We start from the raw sequence: 17,545 nt of genomic DNA, 5'->3' as shown, positions 1-17,545 counted from the left end.
CTAGCTGTTGGCCGGCCTCGGCCGCGCCGGACGCCGTCGAACCGGCTTGTCTTCTTCGCCCCCCGGGTTGGAGTTGATCAGGGCGCCAAGCCAGTGCCCGGAAGGGGAGTTGTCGACCAGCACCGACTTGACCAGCAGCGTGGCCGGGACGGCCAGCAGCGCGCCCAGCACACCCAGCAGATAGGCCCAGAAGATGAGGGACAAGAACGCGACAGTGCCGGTGATCCCGACCGCGTCCCCGGTGAAGCGTGGCTGGATGAGCGTCTGCACGACGACGTTGATGACGGTGTAGACGATGATCACGGCAATGGCAGCCCCCCAACCGCTGTCCAGCAGGGCGATGAGGGCGGGCGGCACGATGCCGAGCAGGAAGCCGACGTTGGGGATGTAGTTGGTGACGAACGCCAGTACGCCCCAGGTGAGTGCCATCGGGACGCCGATGATGGCCAGGGCCACCACGTCCAAGATGGCGACGATGAGCCCGAAGACGGTGGTGACGATCCAATATTTGCGGACGCTGTCGGCGAACTCCGTCAGAGCGGTGGCCACCGGCGGGCGGCTGGCTCGGATCATGCTCATCCGCTTGCCGATGTCGGCCGCGTCGAAGACCAGGAAGAAGACGACGGCGAGCATCAGGGCCAGCAACGACAACCCGTTGGTGACGCTGTTCAGCAGCGTCTGCGCCAGTCCGGCGAAGCTGGAGAGGTTCACCTTGGACAGGGCGTCCCCGATGGCGGCCGAGCTGACGCCCAGTTTCGCGAGCTGCTCGAGGCTCTGGTTATAGATCTTCGTGAAGGCGTCGGCATAGTCCTGCAGCGCGCTGACGAGGCGGGTCAGCGACCACACCACCGCGCCCAGGATGGCCAGCACCGTGGCATAGACGGTGAGCATCGCGATCACACTGGCCAGCGCCCGCGGTACCCGGTGACGCACCAGCCAGCGGCTCAGCGGATGCACCGTGATCACCAAGGTGATGACCAAGAACACCGGTCCGATGATGCTGGAGACGACCTTCAGCCCGGCGCAGACGATGACCAGCCCGGCGAGCACCAGCACTCCGAACTGGGGCGGGGCGGCGCTGGGCGGCGGGGCGGGGCGGTCGAGACTCTGGTTGGCCGGCATGATCGTTGATCCTTTCACGCATCGACCTGTGATGGGGTGATCGCCGACATGTCGGTCGACACTGGTCATGATCGTCCCAGGGCGGCCGCATCCAGACGATCCGCCCCGACTTCGCGCCCATCAGGGGGAGGTCGCGATCTCCGTCAGCGTGGTCACGAAGGCAGCCGGGTCGTGGACTCGGCGGCCGAGGAAGAGCCCGTCGACCACCGCCGCAAGCTGAGTGAACATCCCTGGCCCCGCCGTCCCGCCGTAGAGCAGGCGGGCCCGAGGGCGGTCGGCCAGGATCTGGCGCAGGGCGGTCGCGACTGCGACGACATGGTCCGCCGAGGCGGGCTGGTCGGCGCCGATGGCCCAGACCGGCTCGTAGGCGATCAGCAGCTCGGCGTCGGTCGGGCATCCCGCCACGACGTCGCTCAGCTGGTCGCCGGCCGCCGCGATCGCCCGGCCGAGCTCGACCGGCGTGGTGTCGCCTCGAGTGCCCTCGCCGACGCACACAAGCGGCACCAGACCTGCGGCGAGGGTGGCGGCGGTCTTCTGTCGGACCACGGCCGCCGTTTCGCCGAACTCGGCTCGGCGCTCGGCGTGACCGATCTCGGCGTACCGCACCCCCAGCTCGGCCAGCAGCTCGGCGGGCACTTCACCCGTGTACGCCCCGACGCCGTGTTGGGACACCTGCTGCGCACCGATCGCCACCCGCCCGCCGGCCGCCGACAGCGCAGACTCGATCAGCGGCAGCGAGGGGAACACGACCACATCGACCGCGTCGGCATACTCCGCGCACGCCGGGACGACCGATTCCAGCCAGGCCAGAGTGCGCTCGCGGCTCAAATACGCCTTGAGTCCCACTGCCGCGACCCGGCGGCGTGAACCGCCCGATCGCGACGGATCCGGCTGATCAGCCAAGACGTTGCCCGACGGCGCCGAACACCAGAGCCAGCGAGGTTGCCCCGGGGTCGGCATGACCCTGACTGCGCTCGGCCAGCACCCGGGCGCGGCCGATCCGCGGGGACAGCTGGGCGGTGGCCGCCGCCTCGGCGGTGGCCGTCTCAGCCGCGGACCGCCACGCCTGCACCAATGACGCGCCGCCATCGAGCCCGGCGGCCAGAGCCTCCGTGAAGGGCAACAAGGCGTCGAGCAGGGTCTTGTCGCCACGCTTGGCCTTGCCGAAGGTGAGCACCAGGTCCTGCGCGGCGGTGACCGCGGCGACCACCTGATCCGCCGCGGGGCGGGTGACATCGTCGAGCACGGCGGCGGCTGCGTGCAGCCCGTTACCCCACAGCGCTCCGGACGTCCCCCCGGCCTTGTCGGCCCAGGCATCACCGGCGGCGGCCAGAGTGCCGGCCAGGCCGGCCCCGTCAGCTGCCGCCTGCCGGGCCGCCGCCAGCGCGGCGTCGCAGCCGGTCGTCATCCCGCGGCCGTGGTCGCCATCGCCGGCGATCGCGTCCAGCTCACCCAGCGCCGACTCCCGCTCATGCAGCAACGCCGCCACGGCCTCGAACGTCTCCACCACCGCGGCGGCGAGCTCACGGCTCTGAGGCGTGGCCTCGTCGCGGGCCTCGGCATCGCTGACCCGCTCGGCCCGTTCCGGTCGCGGCCACAGCCGTGCCGGCTCACTGCGGCGGAAGGCGGGTGTATCGGCCGGATCGCACCACAGCTGCTCCAGCTCCTCATCAAGCCAGCTCAGTGTCAACGAGACGCCGGCCATGTCCAGGCTGGTGATCAGCTCGCCCACCTCGGGCCGCACCAGCGTGACTCCGGCCGCCTCCAGCCGGCGCCGGACGTCGTTCCACAAGACGTACAGCTCCTCGTACTTGGTGCCGCCCAGCCCGTTGAGCAGCGCCGCGGCGCGCTCGGCTCCGGCCGGACGCTCCTCGAGCAGCCGGTCGACCAGCCGCGCAGCCAGGTCGGCGGCCGGCTCGACCGGGACCTCGTCCACGCCCGGCTCGCCGTGCACACCGAGTCCGACCCCCATCGACCCCTTCGGCACGGTGAACAGCGGGTGGTCGTCGCCCGGCAGGGTGCAGCCGGCGAACGCCACCCCGAAGGAGTACGTCGCCGCGTTGGCCCGGGCCGCCACCGCGGCCACGGCTGCAAGATCGAGCCCGCGTTCCGCGGCGGCCCCGGCGATCTTGAACACCACCAGGTCACCGGCCACGCCCCGACGGCGCGCCTTGTCATCGGCGGCGGCGCTGACCACGTCGTCGGTGACCGGCAGGTTGACCGCCTCGATGCCCTCGGCCCGCAATCGCTCCTCGGCCAGCGAGAAGTTCAGCACGTCACCGGCATAGTTGCCGTACGACAGCAGCACCCCGGCGCCGTCGTCGACCGCACGGGCCACCGAGACGATCTGCTGGGTGGATGGCGAGGCGAACACATTGCCGATCACGGCCCCGTCGGCCAGCCCGGGTCCCACCCAGCCGGCGAAGGCGGGGTAATGGCCACTGCCGCCGCCGATGACCACGGCCACCTTGCCCGGACGGGTCAGCCCGGGGCGGATGACACCGCCCTCCACCGGCTCGAGATAGTCACTTTGGGCGTGGACCAGTCCGGCGACCGCGTCGGCGGTGAAGCTGGCGGCCGTGTTCAGCACCCGGGTCATGCTTGCGGCTCCCCGTCAGTGTCGGCCTCGGGCGCGGGCTGGCCAAGCTCGGCCGGCGGCCAGATGCCCGACGGGCCCAGTTCCTGCAGTAGCTGCGAGAGTCGGCTGTAGGCCAGGCTGCGGTAGGCGACCACTGCGGCGATCTCCTCCGGTGAGTGCTCACCGGTGAAGCCGGCGCCGGTCTTGAAGCCGAAGTGACCCGCCTCGACCTGCTCGGTGAGCACCGCGGGGGTGGCGAACCGATCGCCGTATGCCTGCTCGAAGGTGGCGAAGCAGTTGCGATAGATGTCCAATCCCGCCATGTCAGCGATGGCGAACGGGCCGAAGAAGGCCAGCCGGAAGCCGAAGGTGGTGCTGACGATGGTGTCCACGTCCTGCGGGGTGGCGATGCCCTCCTCGACGATGGCCGTCGCCTCCTTGAGCAGGGCGTACTGGAGCCGGTTCAGCACGAAGCCGGGGGTGTCGGCCACCTCCGCGCCCTGGTGCTGCGCACGGGCCAGCAGCTCCTTGACGGGGGCGACCAACGACGGGTCGGTGTCCCGGCCGGAGACGATCTCCACCCCCGGGATGAACGGCGCCGGGTTCGACCAGTGCACGATCAGGAACCGCTCCGGCCCGGTGACCGCGGTGCACAGCACATGCACCGGGATGGTGGAGGTGTTGCTGCCGATGATCGTGTCCGCTCGAGCGGCGGCCGAGATCTCCGCCAGGACGGCGTGCTTGACTGCCACATCCTCGAACACCGCTTCTTCGACGAAGTCGACGTCGGCCACCGCCGCCGCGATCGAGTCGGCCACCGACAGGTGGGCGGCCAGCCGGTCGGTGGACCCCGCCGGCACCAGCCGCTGGTCCTGAAGGTCCTGGGTCTCGACCACCAGACGTTCGTACGCCCGCCGGGTGATCTCGGGGTCGCGGTCGGCCATCACCACGTCGACCCCGTTGATGGCCAGGGACTGCGCGATGCCGCCCCCCATGTATCCGGCTCCGATGACGGCAACGGTGCGGATCGGTCTGCTCATGGTTCCTCGACTCTGTGGAAAGCGGCGGACGTACGGCTCAGGGTCGCGGGCGACGTGGCGGCAGGATCCGCTGCAGATACTCCCGGTTGCGTGCGCTCACGCTGAGACCGTCACCACCGTAGTGCTCGCACAGGAAGGTGCCGTCGAACCCGGCCGCGATGGCGGCGCGAACCGCCATCCGGTAGTTGATGACCCCCAGCTCCATCGGGGCCGGTGCGGTGACGATGGAGCCGGTGCTGGCGTCCTCGGTGCGGAAGTAGTTCTTCACATGCCAGTACCTGGCGTACGGCACCGTCTTCTCCACCATGGTCTGCCAGTGCTCCACCGGGCGGTGCAGCCGCTGCAGGTTGCCGATGTCGGGGTTCAGCCAGACGTGATCGGAGCCGATGTCGGTGACCAGGCGCACCGAGGAGTCGGCTGTGCCGAGATAGGTGTCCTCATACATCTCCAGCGAGATGTGCACATCCACCTGCTCGGCGTGGGCGGCGAGGTCCTGGAACCGGGTGACCGCCAGCTGCCAGCTGTCCGGGTCGGGGGAGTCCTGATAGCCGGGTGCGGTCCAGAACCACAGCGCCCGCTTCTGCTGCTCGGTGAGGGCTTGGAACAGGCCGAAGGACACATCAGCCACGCCCAGGGCGGCGGCGGTGTCGATCACCCGGTGTCCGTAGGCGAGGTATTCCAGACCGTGTTCGGCGTCGATCACACTCCGCCGGGCGGTGGAGATGCCACCCAGCTTCAGACCGACCTCGTCCAGCAGCGAGGAGAACTCGGCCAGCCGCTCCGGCTCCAGGTCCGCGATCCGAACCCACGAGTCGGTCGGGTCCAGGTAGTCGAAGCCGGCGTCGGCCACTTGCTCGAGGGTGTCACGCCAGCTCTCGACGGGCTGGTCCTGCACCGCGGTGCCATCAGGCAGCACTCCGGGAAAATTGATCATGGCGGCAGCGATGGGCCAGGAGGCGGTGGTGTCGGTGGTCACGGGGACATCCTCGTACGTCGGGCGCGGGTGGGGAAGGGGGTCCGGCTGGTTGGTCAGGGACGGCGTCAGTGCATGTAGAGCCCGCCGTCGATGTTGAGCGTCTGACCCGAGATGTAGCCGGCGTCCTCGGCGAAGAGGAAGCCGATCGCGCTGGCGATGTCGTGGGTGGTGCCGAGCCGGTTGACCAGCAGGTCCTCGACCAGCGTCGCCTTACGCTCCTCGCTCAGCGTGCCGCCCATGATGTCGGTGTCGATCGGTCCGGGCGAGATGGCGTTGACGGTGATGTCGTACGGCCCCAGCTCTCGAGCCAGCGACCGGGTCAGCCCGATCACCCCGGCCTTGGCGACCGAGTACGGCGTCTTGCTGAACGTGCCGCCGCCGCGCTGGGCCGACACCGAGGAGATACTGACGATCCGACCCAGCCGCGAGCGCACCATCGACTCGGCCACCCGGCGGGTGACGTAGTGCACGCCGTTCAGGTTGATGTTGAGAACCCGGTGCCATTCTTCGGAGGTCAGCTCGAGATAGCTCACCGACGAGCTGACGCCGGCGATGTTGGCCAGGGCGACGATCTGCGGCAGGTTGGCCTCGAGCTGGTCGATCGCCGCTCGGACGCCGACCTCGTCGGACACATCGGCGGCGGCGCCGAACGCCTCGACACCGTGGCGGTCGGCGAGGTCTCCGGCCAGCGCCTTGCACCCGCCCTCGTCCAGGTCGACGATGCCGATGCTCCAGCCACGGCTGGCCAGCAGGTCAGCTGTGGCCCGGCCGATGCCTCGCTCCGACACCGCCCCGGTGACGATGGCGGTCTTGGCCTCGGGGTATGTGCTCATGGAATGTCCTCACAAGGTGGTCGGGGTCAGCTGCTGTAGGTGTAGTCGGTGCTGGGCTTCCAGTCGGCGAACGCGTAGTCGTCCACGCTAACCTTTGCCCCGGCGCTGGTGGCGGCCTTGAGCGCTTGCTCCCGGTCGCTCTCGAAGTCGCTGTTGAGCTTGCGTAGCGCGCCCCGGAGATCGGCGATGTCCCCGCCCAAATACCCCTGGACGATGTTGCCCAGGTGCGTGGCGATCGGCTTCGAGGCCGCCTGCGCCACCGCGATCTCCGGGTTGCGGATCAGCGCCTGGGGGGCACGGTGGACAGTCTCCTTGAAGTACCCGACGACCTTCCTGTACGGCTCGATCACGTCGGCGGTGTCGACCACGTCCAGGTTCAGCGGTGGCTGGTCCATCCCGGCGGCGAGCCCTTTCTGATATTCCGGTGTGGTGAAGGACTCAAGCAGCTTGCTCGCGTTGGCGGGGTCCTTGGAGTTGCCGGCGATGAAGAACTGCGAGCCCGGGGCACCACGATAGACGGTGACCTCGGCTCCTGGCTCGGCCATGAGCAGGGGCCCGACGTTCAACGTGGGAACGAAGGCGGCCAGGATGTTGCGGACGCCCCCGGCGCACCAGGGACCGTCCGGGAAGAACCCGGCCGCGCCGGACGCCCAGCGGGTCCGCGCGTTGGCCACGGTGAAGTTGGAACTGCCCTGGACGATGTAGCCGGAGTCGTTGAGCTCCTTCCAGAACTCGATCCCATTGACGTACGCGTCGTCGTCATAGGCGTACTCGCCGGTGGCGAACTTCAGCCCTTGATAGCCGGGGAAGCCCCCAGCCTGAGCCATGTCGTCCATCTGGTCCCGCATCCGGCCCGGATCGCCGAGGGCCAACGTCATGGCCGAGAACCCGCCGTTGAGCGCCTTGATCTTGCCGCATGCCTCGCGGTACTCGTCGTAGGTCCTCGGCGGGTTGTCGCCGTCGATGCCGGCCTTGGCGATGATGTCCTTGTTGAACCAGGTGGCGGTGCTGTACTGCCGGAAGGAGAACAACGGCAGACCGTAGAGCTTGCCGTCGAGGTTGGTGATCCCGTCGGTGAAGGACCCCTTCGGCAGCCGCGCCTGGGCCTCGCTGCTGAGGGTGATCTCGCCGACCCACTTGTCCTTCACCAGCGCCGAGAGCGGAATGCCCAAGGTGTTGGAGTAGATGTCGGGGAGCTGCTGACTCTGGTTGGCCAGCTGAAGGGCTTGAGCAGACTTCGAGGCGTCGTTGTAGGTGTAGGCGATGGTGGTGCCCAACGTGGTGCTCTGCTGCGCGGCCCAGTCGGCGTGGAACTTCTGGAGCGCAGAGTAGTGGTCCCACCAGCGCAAGCCCTCGCTGTCGCCCCCGCCGCCCGAGCTCTGGTCGTTGCCGCAGGCACCGAGGACGGCGGTGACGGCGAGTGCTCCGGTGCCGCCCAGGAAGGTGCGACGAGTCAGTGCAGACATGAGATCTCCTCATTGAGAATGGATGGGTTGGTGATCAGGACTTGACGGCGCCTGCGATGCCTTCGACGAAGAACTTCTGCAAGAAGATGAACAAGACGACGACAGGGATGATCGAGATGACACCGGCGGCGGCCATGCCGGACCAGTCGACGGCGTTCTCGCCGACGAAGGCCTGCATTCCCACGCTGAGAGTGCGCAGCTCGGGTCGGCTGAAGGAGAACACCAGAGGCAGGAAGAACGAGTTCCAGGTCCCGAGGAAGGTCAGCAGCGCCACCGTCGCGGTGACCGGCATGGCCAGCGGCAGCATGATGGTGAAGAAGACCCGGAAGAAGCCGGCCCCGTCGACGATCGCCGCCTCCTCCAGCTCCTTCGGCAGCTGCCTGAAATAGCCGGCGTAGATCAAGATCGCGGACACGTTGGCCGCCCCGCTGAGGGCGAGGATCATCCCGGTCAGCGAGTTGAGTAGTCCCAGCTGCAACGACAGCTTGACGATCGGGATGATGGTGTAGCCGGTGGGAACGAACAGGGTCGCCACCAGGATCCCCATGATGATGCGGGAGCCGCGGAAGCTGTAGCGTCCCAGCACGTAGCCGCACAGGGCGCACCGGAACACCACGATGGCCACGGTCCAGACGGTGACGATCACCGTGTTGATCATGTATCGACCGAAGCCTGCGTCGTCCCAGGCCCGGCGGTAGTTGTCCCAAGCGAACACCTTCGGCACCAGGTCCAGCCCGGCCGAGAAGATCTCAAGCGAGTCCTTCAGCGAGGCCGACACCATCCAGACGAAGGGGTAGACCCACAACAGTGCACTGACGACCAGGAACCCGAAGGCGATCCACCACGGCAGTCGACGTAGCGCCCGGCGCGCCCGGCTCGGCGGGACGACAGCACCGACGCGGGCTGGCGTGGTCTGCGGGACGGCGGTCATGCCTGCTCCGCCCGGAGCCGGCGGGCAGCGTACACACCCCAGAGCTGGACCAGCCCGACGAGGAAGACGAACAGCCCGAAGAGGACGGCCGCCGCAGAGGCGAAACCCAGCTGGGGGATCGAGGCGGCGAACGCCCACCGGTAAATGTAGATCTCGATCACCTCGGTGCTGAAGAACGGCCCGCCGCCGGTCATGGTCTGCATCAGGTCGAACGCCCGGAAGGTGTCCTCGATCGTGAGCAGGCTGATGATGATCAGAAACGGCATCAGCAGGGGGAGGGTGATGTAGCGGAAGATCTGCACCACACCGGCGCCGTCGATCCGGGCCGCCTCGGTGACGTCGGGGGAGATGGTCTGCAGCGCAGCGAGCCAGTAGATCATTGTGATGCCGAAGAACTTCCAGACGTAGATGACGGAGACGGTGATCAGCGCAGTGTTGGAGTCACCAAGAAAGTTGACCCCATCGGAGATGCCGAAGGTGCGCAGCGCGGCGTTGACGGGCCCGCTGCTCGGGTCGAAGATGAACTGCATCACCACCCCAACGATGGCGGTGGTGGTGACTACCGGCAGGAAATACACCGTGCGGAACAATCGGGCGAACGGCAGCTTGGGGGAGTTCAGCACGATGGCCAGCAAGAAGCTGAGGATGATGCGCGCCGGAGCCACCAACAGCATGAACACCAAGGTGATCTTGACTGAGCTCCAGAACATCGGGTCGGCGAAGACGGCCTGGTAGTTGGCGATGCCGACGAACCGTTGGTCGGCCTCGAAGCCGTTCCATTCCACCAGCGAGTACCAGTAGCTCGCGACGATCGGATAGATCGTGTACAGCCCGTAGAGCACCACGGTCGGCGTCAGGAACAGCCAGATCCACAGCGACCGGTGCCGGTTCCGCGACCGGCGCGCAGCGCTCGGTCGCGCGCCTTTCGTGGATCCGTTCCCGATCAGAGTGGGGTCGGTTGGGACAGAGAGCGTCGCCATCGATCAGTCTCCTCGTCCTTCTTGTCAGGCGGAGTAGGGCTGAGCTAGCGGATCTGGCTGAGGGTGAAGGTGTGCGGGTCGTTGCCGATCCGGTTGCCCGCCTCCAGCGCGGTGACACGGGCGAGCTCGGCTGGGCTGAGCTCGAAGTCCGTGACCTGGAAGTTCTCCGCGAGCCGCTCGCGGCTGGCGGACTTGGGGATCACCACGTGTCCGCGCTGCAGATGCCAGCGCAGCACGACCTGGGCCGGTGTGACCTCGTGTGCGGCGGCGATCTCGGTGACCGCGGGCGCTGACAGGTCGGCCCCCTGACCGAGCGGCGAGTACGCCTGGACGGCGATCCCCGCCGCGGTAGTGCGGCTGACTAGCTCGTCTTGGCCGAAGGTGGGATGCAGCTCGATCTGGTTGATCGCCGGCACGACCTCCGCCGCAGCCAGCACCTCCTCCAGGTATGGGCTGATGAAGTTCGACAGCCCGATGGCGCGTACCCGCGAGTCGGCGTACAACTGCTCCAACGCCCGCCAGCTGTCCAGGTAGCGACCGGCCGTCGGGTTCGGCCAGTGGACGAGATATAGATCGAGCTGGTCCACGCCGAGCCGCTCGCAGCTGTCGGCGTACGCCGAGATGGCCGAGTCGAAGCCGTGCTCGCCGTTACGCAGCTTGGAGGTGAGGAAGACCTCCGAGCGGTCCAGCCCGGACGCGCGCACTGCCGCCCCGACGCCGGCTTCGTTGTTATAGGCCGCCGCGGTGTCGATGTGGCGGTAGCCGATCTCCAAGGCGGCCTCGACGACGTGCTGCGCGTCCGCCGAGGGCACCTGGAAGACGCCGAGACCCAGCTGGGGGATCGAAACGCCGTTGTTCAGCGTCAGCGACGTGGGGGCGGTCATCGGGGAGTCAGCACCAGCAGTGACGCCGACGGCAGCGGGAGGGTCAGCGAGAAGCTGAGGCTCCCGTCCGCCGGGGAGTGCGTGCTGGTCGCCCCCAGTGCCTCCAAGCCCTGACGCTGCTTGATCTGGGTCAGCTCGTCCTCGGTCGGGTCCTGCGGTGAGCCGAGGGCTCGCCACACGGTGTGGGCGTTGCTGTGGTCGGCATCGATCCGGAAATGCTGCACCTCGTAACTCGTGGCGTCCAGGCCCGCCACGCCGACCTCGACGCTCGCAGCCTGCTCGTCGACTTGGTACTGGTCGTCAGTGTGGCGCCATACCAGCACCGCGACGGAGCCGTCGTCGTCCCGAGCTGCGAGCGTGTCGATCTCCTCCGGCATGTTGCGACCGGCCATCTGGTCGAGGTCACCGACAGGCCAGTCGGCGGTGGAGGTGGCCTCGACCCGGCGCGAGCCGAGCTGGGCCATCATCCGGTAGGCGTTCAGCAGCGGCTTCTCCACTCCTCCGGCGGTCAGGAACGCCCGGGTGCCCTCGAAGTAGCGCTCACCTTCGAAGTAGAAGCTCCACGACGTCGCCTGCTCGACCTGGACGGCCTCCTGCTGGTTGAGGTCGAGGAGCTTCTTGAACAGCTTCACCTGGAAGACGGGGTAGTACTCGGTGTTCTGGAACGCGAAGTTCGCGTTGTCGTAGACGCTGTAGTGCGCCGGCACTCCCGCGTCGCACTCGTCCACGATGGCCGGCAGATCGACGTACTGCTCGAACTCGGCAATCACCCGCAGCATCCGGCGGACCTCGAACAGCATCTTGGTCGCCGATGGGTTCTGCTTCTCAGGCGCTGGGCCGCCGGTCGGGCCGTAGACGCGCCATGGCGTGAAGGCGGAGCCCTTGGTGTGGAAGGAGACGAAGTCCAGCGGCACGCCGGAAGCTGAGGTATGGGCCAAGAAGCCGCGAAGGAACTCGACCCCGCCGCCGGTGACGGCGGGTCCGCCGACCTTGGCCTGGGGCAGCACGCTGCGGACGGCCTCGGCAGTCACCGTGTAGAGCTCGTAGAACTGCTCCGGGGTGCCGCGCCAGTAGAAGATGTCGGGTTCGTTCCACAGCTCCCAGAGCCAGGCGTTGACCTCGGCCTCGCCGTAGCGTTCCAGGCAGTGCCGCGCGTGGGCCGCGATCAACGCGCGCCACTTGCCGTAGTCGCGCGGCGGGTACGCCCACGTGCCCGCTTCGTAGTTGCTGTAGACGGTCGGGCTCGCCTCGACCACCAGGTCATCGGCGTGGTCGGGCAGCATGTCCCGCGGAGTGAAGGCCAGCTCGACCAGCACGTGGTGACCGGCACCCACGATCGCGTCGTAGGTCTGGTCGGCGATGGTGAAGTCGTACGAGGGATTGCCGTCGGCGTCTTCGTGGTAGACGTTGCCGTTGCCCCAGTGGGGCACGCCGAAACCGCTGCCGGAGCAGAACACGTAATGCGGCCGGACGTAATAGGGGCGCTGCGCCAGCTCGGCAAACGTCCGGAGCAGCTTCTTGCCCGTCGGGGTGTAGGTCCAGTTGATCTCGTCGTAGCCGAAGCTCTCCCACAGCCGCGTCAGGGGGCCGCGGTCGAGAGATGCATCCACCGAGATCACCGCCTCGCGGACGAACGGGGCGCTGGGATCGCTGGGGGCCGAGCGCGGGAACGGGTGCTTCTCGTCGGCCAATCCGGGGTTCTTCATGGCGGTTCTGGTGCTCACGTCGGCTTCGCTGCCTTCCACGTCAGGATTGGCGATCTCGGGAGCTGCCGGCCCTCGGCCAGCAGCTGGGTCTGCATTTCCGTCAGGAGATCGAGTCTTGCTAGGTGGATAATTATTGTCAATGATTAATTGCTAACAATCTAAGATTCCGGCGGGTTGAGTCTCCGTCGAAGTCGGGGGGTATGCTCCCGTCGCCGGAGCGGCACTGTGCCGACGCGCTGGCGCCTGGTCCCGCCCCCGGGAGCAGCCGTCCATGTTCGAGGGAAGGCACGAGTCGAGGTGAGGGCATGATCCCAGACGGCCTGCTGCCGCAACCCAGCCAACCGGCGCTCAGCGAGGTGGTGCTGCGGATTCTGCGCGACATGATCTCCAGCGGCCACTTCAAACCGGGCCAGCACCTCAAGGAGGCCGAGCTGGCTACCGCCCTCAACGTCAGCCGTGGCCCGGTCCGCGAGGCACTCACCCAGCTCGAGGCTGAAGGGCACGTGGAGCTGCGGCGTCATCGCGGCGCCTTCGTCAGCACGCTGACGCGGGTGGACGTCGAGGAGGTGCACACCCTGCGCACCGCCATCGAACGGCTGGCCGGCGAGCGCGCCTGCACCCGGATGGGGGAGGCGGAGTTCGCCGCCATGGACGCGGTGCTGGAGGAGATGAAGGGGGCGACCGGGACCGTCAGCCCCGAGGACGCGGTCCGGCTCGACCTCCAGTTCCACGACATCATCTATGCCGCCTGTGATCACCAACGGGTGCAACGGGTGTGGACCTCGATCCGCAGCCAGGTGTCCTTCTTCCTGCACGTCCGTAACGTGAACTTCCCCGACTTCACCCAGGTCGGCCATCTGGAGCATCGCGAGCTGCGAGATGCGCTCAGCCAGGCGGACCCGTCGGTGGCCTGCGCAGCGGTGCAGAAGCATCTGAGCGGGGCGTACGAGCGATTGAAGAAGCTCGACCTGCCGACCAAGCCGGCCTAAGACTCTCGAAGACACGGCGGGGCAGCGGCGGCGCCTCGGCGGCACCGCTCTAGGCTCACGTCATAGCTGTGCTTGCCGACCGCGCCCGACCGAAGGAGCTCGATGACCTCGACCACCCCACCCCCGGTACGGATCGCCGCCGTCGGCCTCGACCACGCCCACATCTTCGGCCAGCTGGCCGGGCTGATCGGCCAGGGCGCCGAGCTGGTCGGGCTGGCCACCGACGACCCCACCGCCGCCGTGGCGACCGAGGTCCGGCAGCGCTATCCCGACGCTGCGGTGTTCGATGACGTGCAGCAGCTGGTCGAGCACGAGTCGGTCGATCTGGTGGTCACCGCCGCGGTGCCGGACCGACGCACCGCGATCACGCTGGCCGCCCTCGGCGCGGGCAAGGACGTGATGAGCGACAAGCCCGGCGCCACCACGCTGGCGGACCTGGACCGGATCCGCGCCGCGGTCGAGGAGTCGGGTCACTTCTGGTCGGTGACATTCTCCGAGCGGTTCGAGGTGCCCTGCGTCAGCCGGGCCGGAGAGATCGTGCGTTCCGGCCGGATCGGCACCGTCGTCCAGACCCTCGGGCTCGGCCCGCACCGGATCGGCTCGCATCTGGCCGGCGGTCAGGCTCGGCCGGACTGGTTCTACGACCGGCAGCGTTACGGCGGCATCCTGGCCGACATCGCGTCCCACCAGATCGACCAGTTCCTCTGGTTCACCGGCTCCAGCACCGGCGAGGTGGTGGCCAGCACGGTGGGCAACTTCGCCCACCCGGACACTCCGGGCCTGCAGGACTTCGGCGAGGTGCTGCTGCGCAGCGAGACCGCACAGGGTTACGTCCGGGTCGACTGGTACACCCCCGATGGCCTGCCCACCTGGGGTGACGGACGACTGGTGGTGCTCGGCACCGAGGGCTACCTGGAGATGCGCAAGTACGTCGACATCGCCGGCCGGAAGGGTGGCGACCACCTGTTCTGCGTCGACGCCGAGGGCACCCATCACGTGGATACCTCAGACGTCGTGCTGACCTACTACGCCGACGTGCTGAACGACGTCCGCAACGGCACCCGGACGGCCTGCCCGCAGGAGCACACCTTCGAGGCGATGCGGTTGGCCCTCACCGCCCAGCAGATGGCCACGGTCCGCGGCCACGCCGTCTGACCCCTGCTCACTCCACGTACTGGCCGAGCTCGGAGGTGTCGCCACGGGCCAGGTCGGAGAACAGCGCCTTGGCCTTCGTGGTGTCCCATAGCACCGCCGAGCCGGCCGCGGTCGACGCGTCGGTGCTGGCGACCGGCACGGTGAGGGTGTAGCCGCCGTCACCGGAGACCTTGCGGAGGGCGAGCGCGAGCTTGGCCATCTCCCAGGCGCTGGTGTCCTCGCCGACGCTGACTGACTGAGTGGAGGCGTTGCAGACCCGCCAGTAGCGCACCGGGTTCAGCACGGTCGCCGGTGAGGCCGCCTCGGCGGCCACGGCGGCCAGCATCTGCCGCTGCCGCTGGACCCGGCCGAGGTCGCCCTGCGGGTCGGCGTACCGCATCCGGACGTAGCCCAGGGCGTCGGCGCCGCCGAGTGTCTGGCACCCCTTCTTGAGGTTGATGTGGCTCTTCTTGTCCTTCACCGCCGTGGGCAGGCACATCTCGATCCCGCCCAGCGCGTCGATGACGCTGACGAACCCGCCGAACCCGATCTCGAGGTAGCCGTCCAGGCGCAGCCCCGTGCTCTGCTCGACGGTCCGCACCATCAGCTCCGGCCCGCCGAGGGCGTACGCCGCGTTGATCTTGTTCTTGCCGTGCTCAGGGATGGCGACATAGGAGTCGCGCGGGATGGAGATCAGCGCCGGCTTGCCGCCCGGTGGGATGTACATGACCATGACCGTGTCTGTCCGCTTGCCCGCTGCGGAGCCGGTCCCCAGCTTCTTGCGCTCGGCGGCCGACAGGCCCTCGCGCGAGTCCGAGCCGAGCAGCAGCAGGGCGGTGCCGGGCTGCTTCGGCGGCCGGTCCCCGGCGGGCGCGTCATCGGCGCGCTCCACCTGGCTCCAGGCGTAGGCGGGCACCCCGATCAGCCAGACCACCAGCAGTGCGACCACGGCGGCGATCACCCGGACCGCGGTCCGCGCCGGCCGCCGGCGTCCCGCCGGCCGAGAACCCGCCGGCCGAGGATCCGGTGGCCGAGGACCCGGCGAGCCACCGATGCCGGGGTGGGGTGGCCCAGGGGTCGGCGGAGGGGTCGACGGGGTCGGTTCGCCCCCCAGTGGGGGCATCACCCGGGTCGGCTCCGGCTCGTTGTCCGGTGCGCCCGGGCGGCCGTACAGCCAGTTCAGGTCCTCGTCTCGGCTTCGGCCCATGGTCAGGGACTTTACCCGGCGCAAAGCCGTTTCCGACGGCGTGGCGCATCGGGCGGCCCTCGGGCGGCGGACATACTGACACCAGATCTCCCCGGAGACCTCACTTCCCCGTTGTACATCGAAAGGCCCTTGAGGGTGTCCAGTAACACCACGAACGAGCGTTTCGCCTCGACCGCACCCGGGACCGAGCGACGGAGCAGTTGGATCAAGCTCCGGCGTGGTCTCACCTTCCTCGCCATGACCCTGGTGCTGCCGGGATCGGCGCAGCTCACGGCGGGCAACAAGCGGGTCGGGCGGATCGCGATCCGGATCTGGTTGGGGTTGTGGGCTGCGGTGATCCTCGTCGCGGTGCTCGCGCTGGTCTGGCGCGGCGGCGCTATCGCGGTCTTCACCTTCGGGCCCACCCTGCGGCTGGTCCAGGTGGTGCTGGTCTGCCTCGGGCTCGGCTGGGCGGGGCTGCTGATGGACGCGTGGCGGATCTCCCGGCCACCCGAGCTGGCTCGCCAGCATCGCCTGGGGTTCGCCGTGCTGCATATCGGGCTGGTCCTGGCGGTGGCCGGCGGCCTCTTCGCGTCGGCGTCGATGGTGTCGGCGCAGCGTGACCTGATGGCGGCGGTCTTCGCCGGCGGCGGCGAGACCAAGCAGCAGGCAGGTCGCTTCAACATCTTGCTGATGGGTGCGGATGCGGGGAAGACTCGCGACGGCCTGCGGCCGGACAGCCTGACCGTGGCCAGTGTCGACGCCGAGACCGGACGTACGGTGCTGATCAGTCTGCCCCGCAACCTCGAGGACGTCCCCTTCCCGGAGTCGTCACCGCTGCACGCCAGGTTCCCGCACGGCTTCGGCTGCCCCGACCACTCCTGCATGCTGAACGCCGTCTACACCTATGCCACCGAACACAAGGACCTCTATCCCGGCGTGCACGACCCGGGGGCCCAGGCGACCAAGGAAGCGGTCGAGGGCGCCACCGGGCTGAAGATCAACTACTACGCGCTGATCGACCTGAAGGGCTTCGAGTCCCTGATCGACGCTGTCGGCGGCATCCGGCTGGACGTGAACAAGCGGGTTCCCGTCGGTGGCGGCAGCACCAAGATCTCGCGCTACATCGAGCCGGGCGAGAACAAGCACCTGAACGGGGTGGACGCGCTGTGGTTCGCCAGGTCCCGCGCCGACTCCTCCGACTACGAGCGGATGGCCCGGCAGAAGTGCGTGATGAGCGCCATGCTGAACCAGCTCGACCCGGTGACCGTGCTGACCAAGTTCAACTCCATCGCCTCGGCGGGCAAGCAGATCATGGCCACCGACATCCCGGGCTCCACCATCAACAGCCTGATGGAGCTGGCGCTTCAGGCCAAGAATCTGCCCATCTCGAGCCTGTCGTTCGTGCCGCCGCTGGTCTATCCCGGCAGCCCGAAGTTCCCCGTCATGCATGAGCTGGTGCGGACCAAGATCGAGACGGCGGAAGCCGCCGACCGGGGCGAGAAGCCGGCGGCGAAGCCTGCTGCCCAACCGACGACGACCTCCGCGGAGCCGAGCACGAAGGGATCGGCCGAGCCGAGTACGAAGGGATCGGCCGAGCCGAGCGCGAAGCAGTCGGCGTCGGCCAGCCCATCGGCCAGCAGCACCAAGGCACCGCAGGACACCGAGGACCTGGCGAGCGTGTGCTCGGCGCGCTAATGCGGCCACAGCCGGGCCGGAC

The 17,545-nt window shown here is 68.4% G+C and carries 15 protein-coding genes; 3 read left to right on the top strand and 12 right to left on the bottom strand.

Translation table 11 applies throughout. The features are described 5' to 3' along the window. From AC1XX3_RS02070 to AC1XX3_RS02020, 11 genes are all read right to left on the bottom strand, one after another. Nucleotides 1-1,122 carry an AI-2E family transporter gene (locus tag AC1XX3_RS02070; RefSeq protein ID WP_483319411.1) on the bottom strand — a complete coding sequence of 374 codons (1,122 nt, stop codon included), beginning with the start codon at nucleotides 1,120-1,122 and terminating at the stop codon, nucleotides 1-3. Nucleotides 1,123-1,242: 120 nt separating this feature from the next. Beyond that, nucleotides 1,243-1,968, bottom strand: coding sequence for a triose-phosphate isomerase family protein (locus AC1XX3_RS02065; RefSeq protein ID WP_483319410.1), 726 nt, complete (start codon nucleotides 1,966-1,968; stop codon nucleotides 1,243-1,245). A 49-nt stretch (nucleotides 1,969-2,017) separates the two neighbouring features. After that, the gene (locus AC1XX3_RS02060) at nucleotides 2,018-3,721 is read right to left on the bottom strand and encodes a dihydroxyacetone kinase family protein (protein ID WP_483319409.1); all 1,704 of its coding nucleotides are present in this window, start codon (nucleotides 3,719-3,721) and stop codon (nucleotides 2,018-2,020) included. Then, complete coding sequence (locus tag AC1XX3_RS02055; RefSeq protein WP_483319408.1) at nucleotides 3,718-4,740, bottom strand: 3-hydroxyacyl-CoA dehydrogenase family protein; 1,023 nt, start codon at nucleotides 4,738-4,740, stop codon at nucleotides 3,718-3,720. The genes AC1XX3_RS02060 and AC1XX3_RS02055 overlap by 4 nt, the downstream gene beginning before the upstream one ends. A gap of 37 nt (nucleotides 4,741-4,777) precedes the next feature. Beyond that, a complete protein-coding gene (locus AC1XX3_RS02050; RefSeq protein WP_483319407.1) occupies nucleotides 4,778-5,716 on the bottom strand; it encodes a sugar phosphate isomerase/epimerase family protein in 939 nt (312 codons plus the stop codon). Nucleotides 5,717-5,781: 65 nt separating this feature from the next. Then, the gene (locus AC1XX3_RS02045; RefSeq protein ID WP_483319406.1) at nucleotides 5,782-6,549 is read right to left on the bottom strand and encodes an SDR family NAD(P)-dependent oxidoreductase; all 768 of its coding nucleotides are present in this window, start codon (nucleotides 6,547-6,549) and stop codon (nucleotides 5,782-5,784) included. 26 nt (nucleotides 6,550-6,575) lie between these two features. After that, the gene (locus AC1XX3_RS02040; RefSeq protein WP_483319405.1) at nucleotides 6,576-8,015 is read right to left on the bottom strand and encodes an ABC transporter substrate-binding protein; all 1,440 of its coding nucleotides are present in this window, start codon (nucleotides 8,013-8,015) and stop codon (nucleotides 6,576-6,578) included. Between the two features lie 34 nt (nucleotides 8,016-8,049). Further along, the gene (locus AC1XX3_RS02035; RefSeq protein WP_483319404.1) at nucleotides 8,050-8,946 is read right to left on the bottom strand and encodes a carbohydrate ABC transporter permease; all 897 of its coding nucleotides are present in this window, start codon (nucleotides 8,944-8,946) and stop codon (nucleotides 8,050-8,052) included. Then, nucleotides 8,943-9,926: a carbohydrate ABC transporter permease gene (locus tag AC1XX3_RS02030; protein ID WP_483319403.1), complete on the bottom strand. Its 984-nt coding sequence runs from the start codon at nucleotides 9,924-9,926 to the stop codon at nucleotides 8,943-8,945. The genes AC1XX3_RS02035 and AC1XX3_RS02030 overlap by 4 nt, the downstream gene beginning before the upstream one ends. A 44-nt stretch (nucleotides 9,927-9,970) precedes the next feature. After that, a complete protein-coding gene (locus AC1XX3_RS02025) occupies nucleotides 9,971-10,810 on the bottom strand; it encodes an aldo/keto reductase (RefSeq protein WP_483319402.1) in 840 nt (279 codons plus the stop codon). Continuing rightward, nucleotides 10,807-12,534: a GH39 family glycosyl hydrolase gene (locus AC1XX3_RS02020; RefSeq protein ID WP_483319401.1), complete on the bottom strand. Its 1,728-nt coding sequence runs from the start codon at nucleotides 12,532-12,534 to the stop codon at nucleotides 10,807-10,809. The genes AC1XX3_RS02025 and AC1XX3_RS02020 overlap by 4 nt, the downstream gene beginning before the upstream one ends. A 287-nt stretch (nucleotides 12,535-12,821) precedes the next feature. Here AC1XX3_RS02020 and AC1XX3_RS02015 point away from each other — a divergent pair, with 287 nt between their 5' ends. Next, nucleotides 12,822-13,505, top strand: a complete 684-nt coding sequence (locus tag AC1XX3_RS02015; protein ID WP_483319400.1) for a GntR family transcriptional regulator — start codon at nucleotides 12,822-12,824, stop codon at nucleotides 13,503-13,505. Nucleotides 13,506-13,607: 102 nt separating this feature from the next. Continuing rightward, on the top strand, nucleotides 13,608-14,660 hold the full coding sequence (locus tag AC1XX3_RS02010) for a Gfo/Idh/MocA family protein (RefSeq protein WP_483319399.1): 1,053 nt from the start codon (nucleotides 13,608-13,610) through the stop codon (nucleotides 14,658-14,660). Nucleotides 14,661-14,667: 7 nt separating this feature from the next. Here the strand turns inward: AC1XX3_RS02010 and AC1XX3_RS02005 are convergent, their stop codons facing one another. After that, nucleotides 14,668-15,846, bottom strand: a complete 1,179-nt coding sequence (locus AC1XX3_RS02005) for an LCP family protein (RefSeq protein ID WP_483319398.1) — start codon at nucleotides 15,844-15,846, stop codon at nucleotides 14,668-14,670. A 135-nt stretch (nucleotides 15,847-15,981) separates the two neighbouring features. Here AC1XX3_RS02005 and AC1XX3_RS02000 point away from each other — a divergent pair, with 135 nt between their 5' ends. After that, the gene (locus tag AC1XX3_RS02000; RefSeq protein WP_483319397.1) at nucleotides 15,982-17,523 is read left to right on the top strand and encodes an LCP family protein; all 1,542 of its coding nucleotides are present in this window, start codon (nucleotides 15,982-15,984) and stop codon (nucleotides 17,521-17,523) included. Nucleotides 17,524-17,545 lie beyond the last annotated feature (22 nt).

The organism is Microlunatus sp. M237, assembly GCF_056896895.1.
The sequence above is the reverse complement of the archived record's forward strand: the minus strand, read 5'-3'. Positions and strand labels throughout refer to the sequence as shown.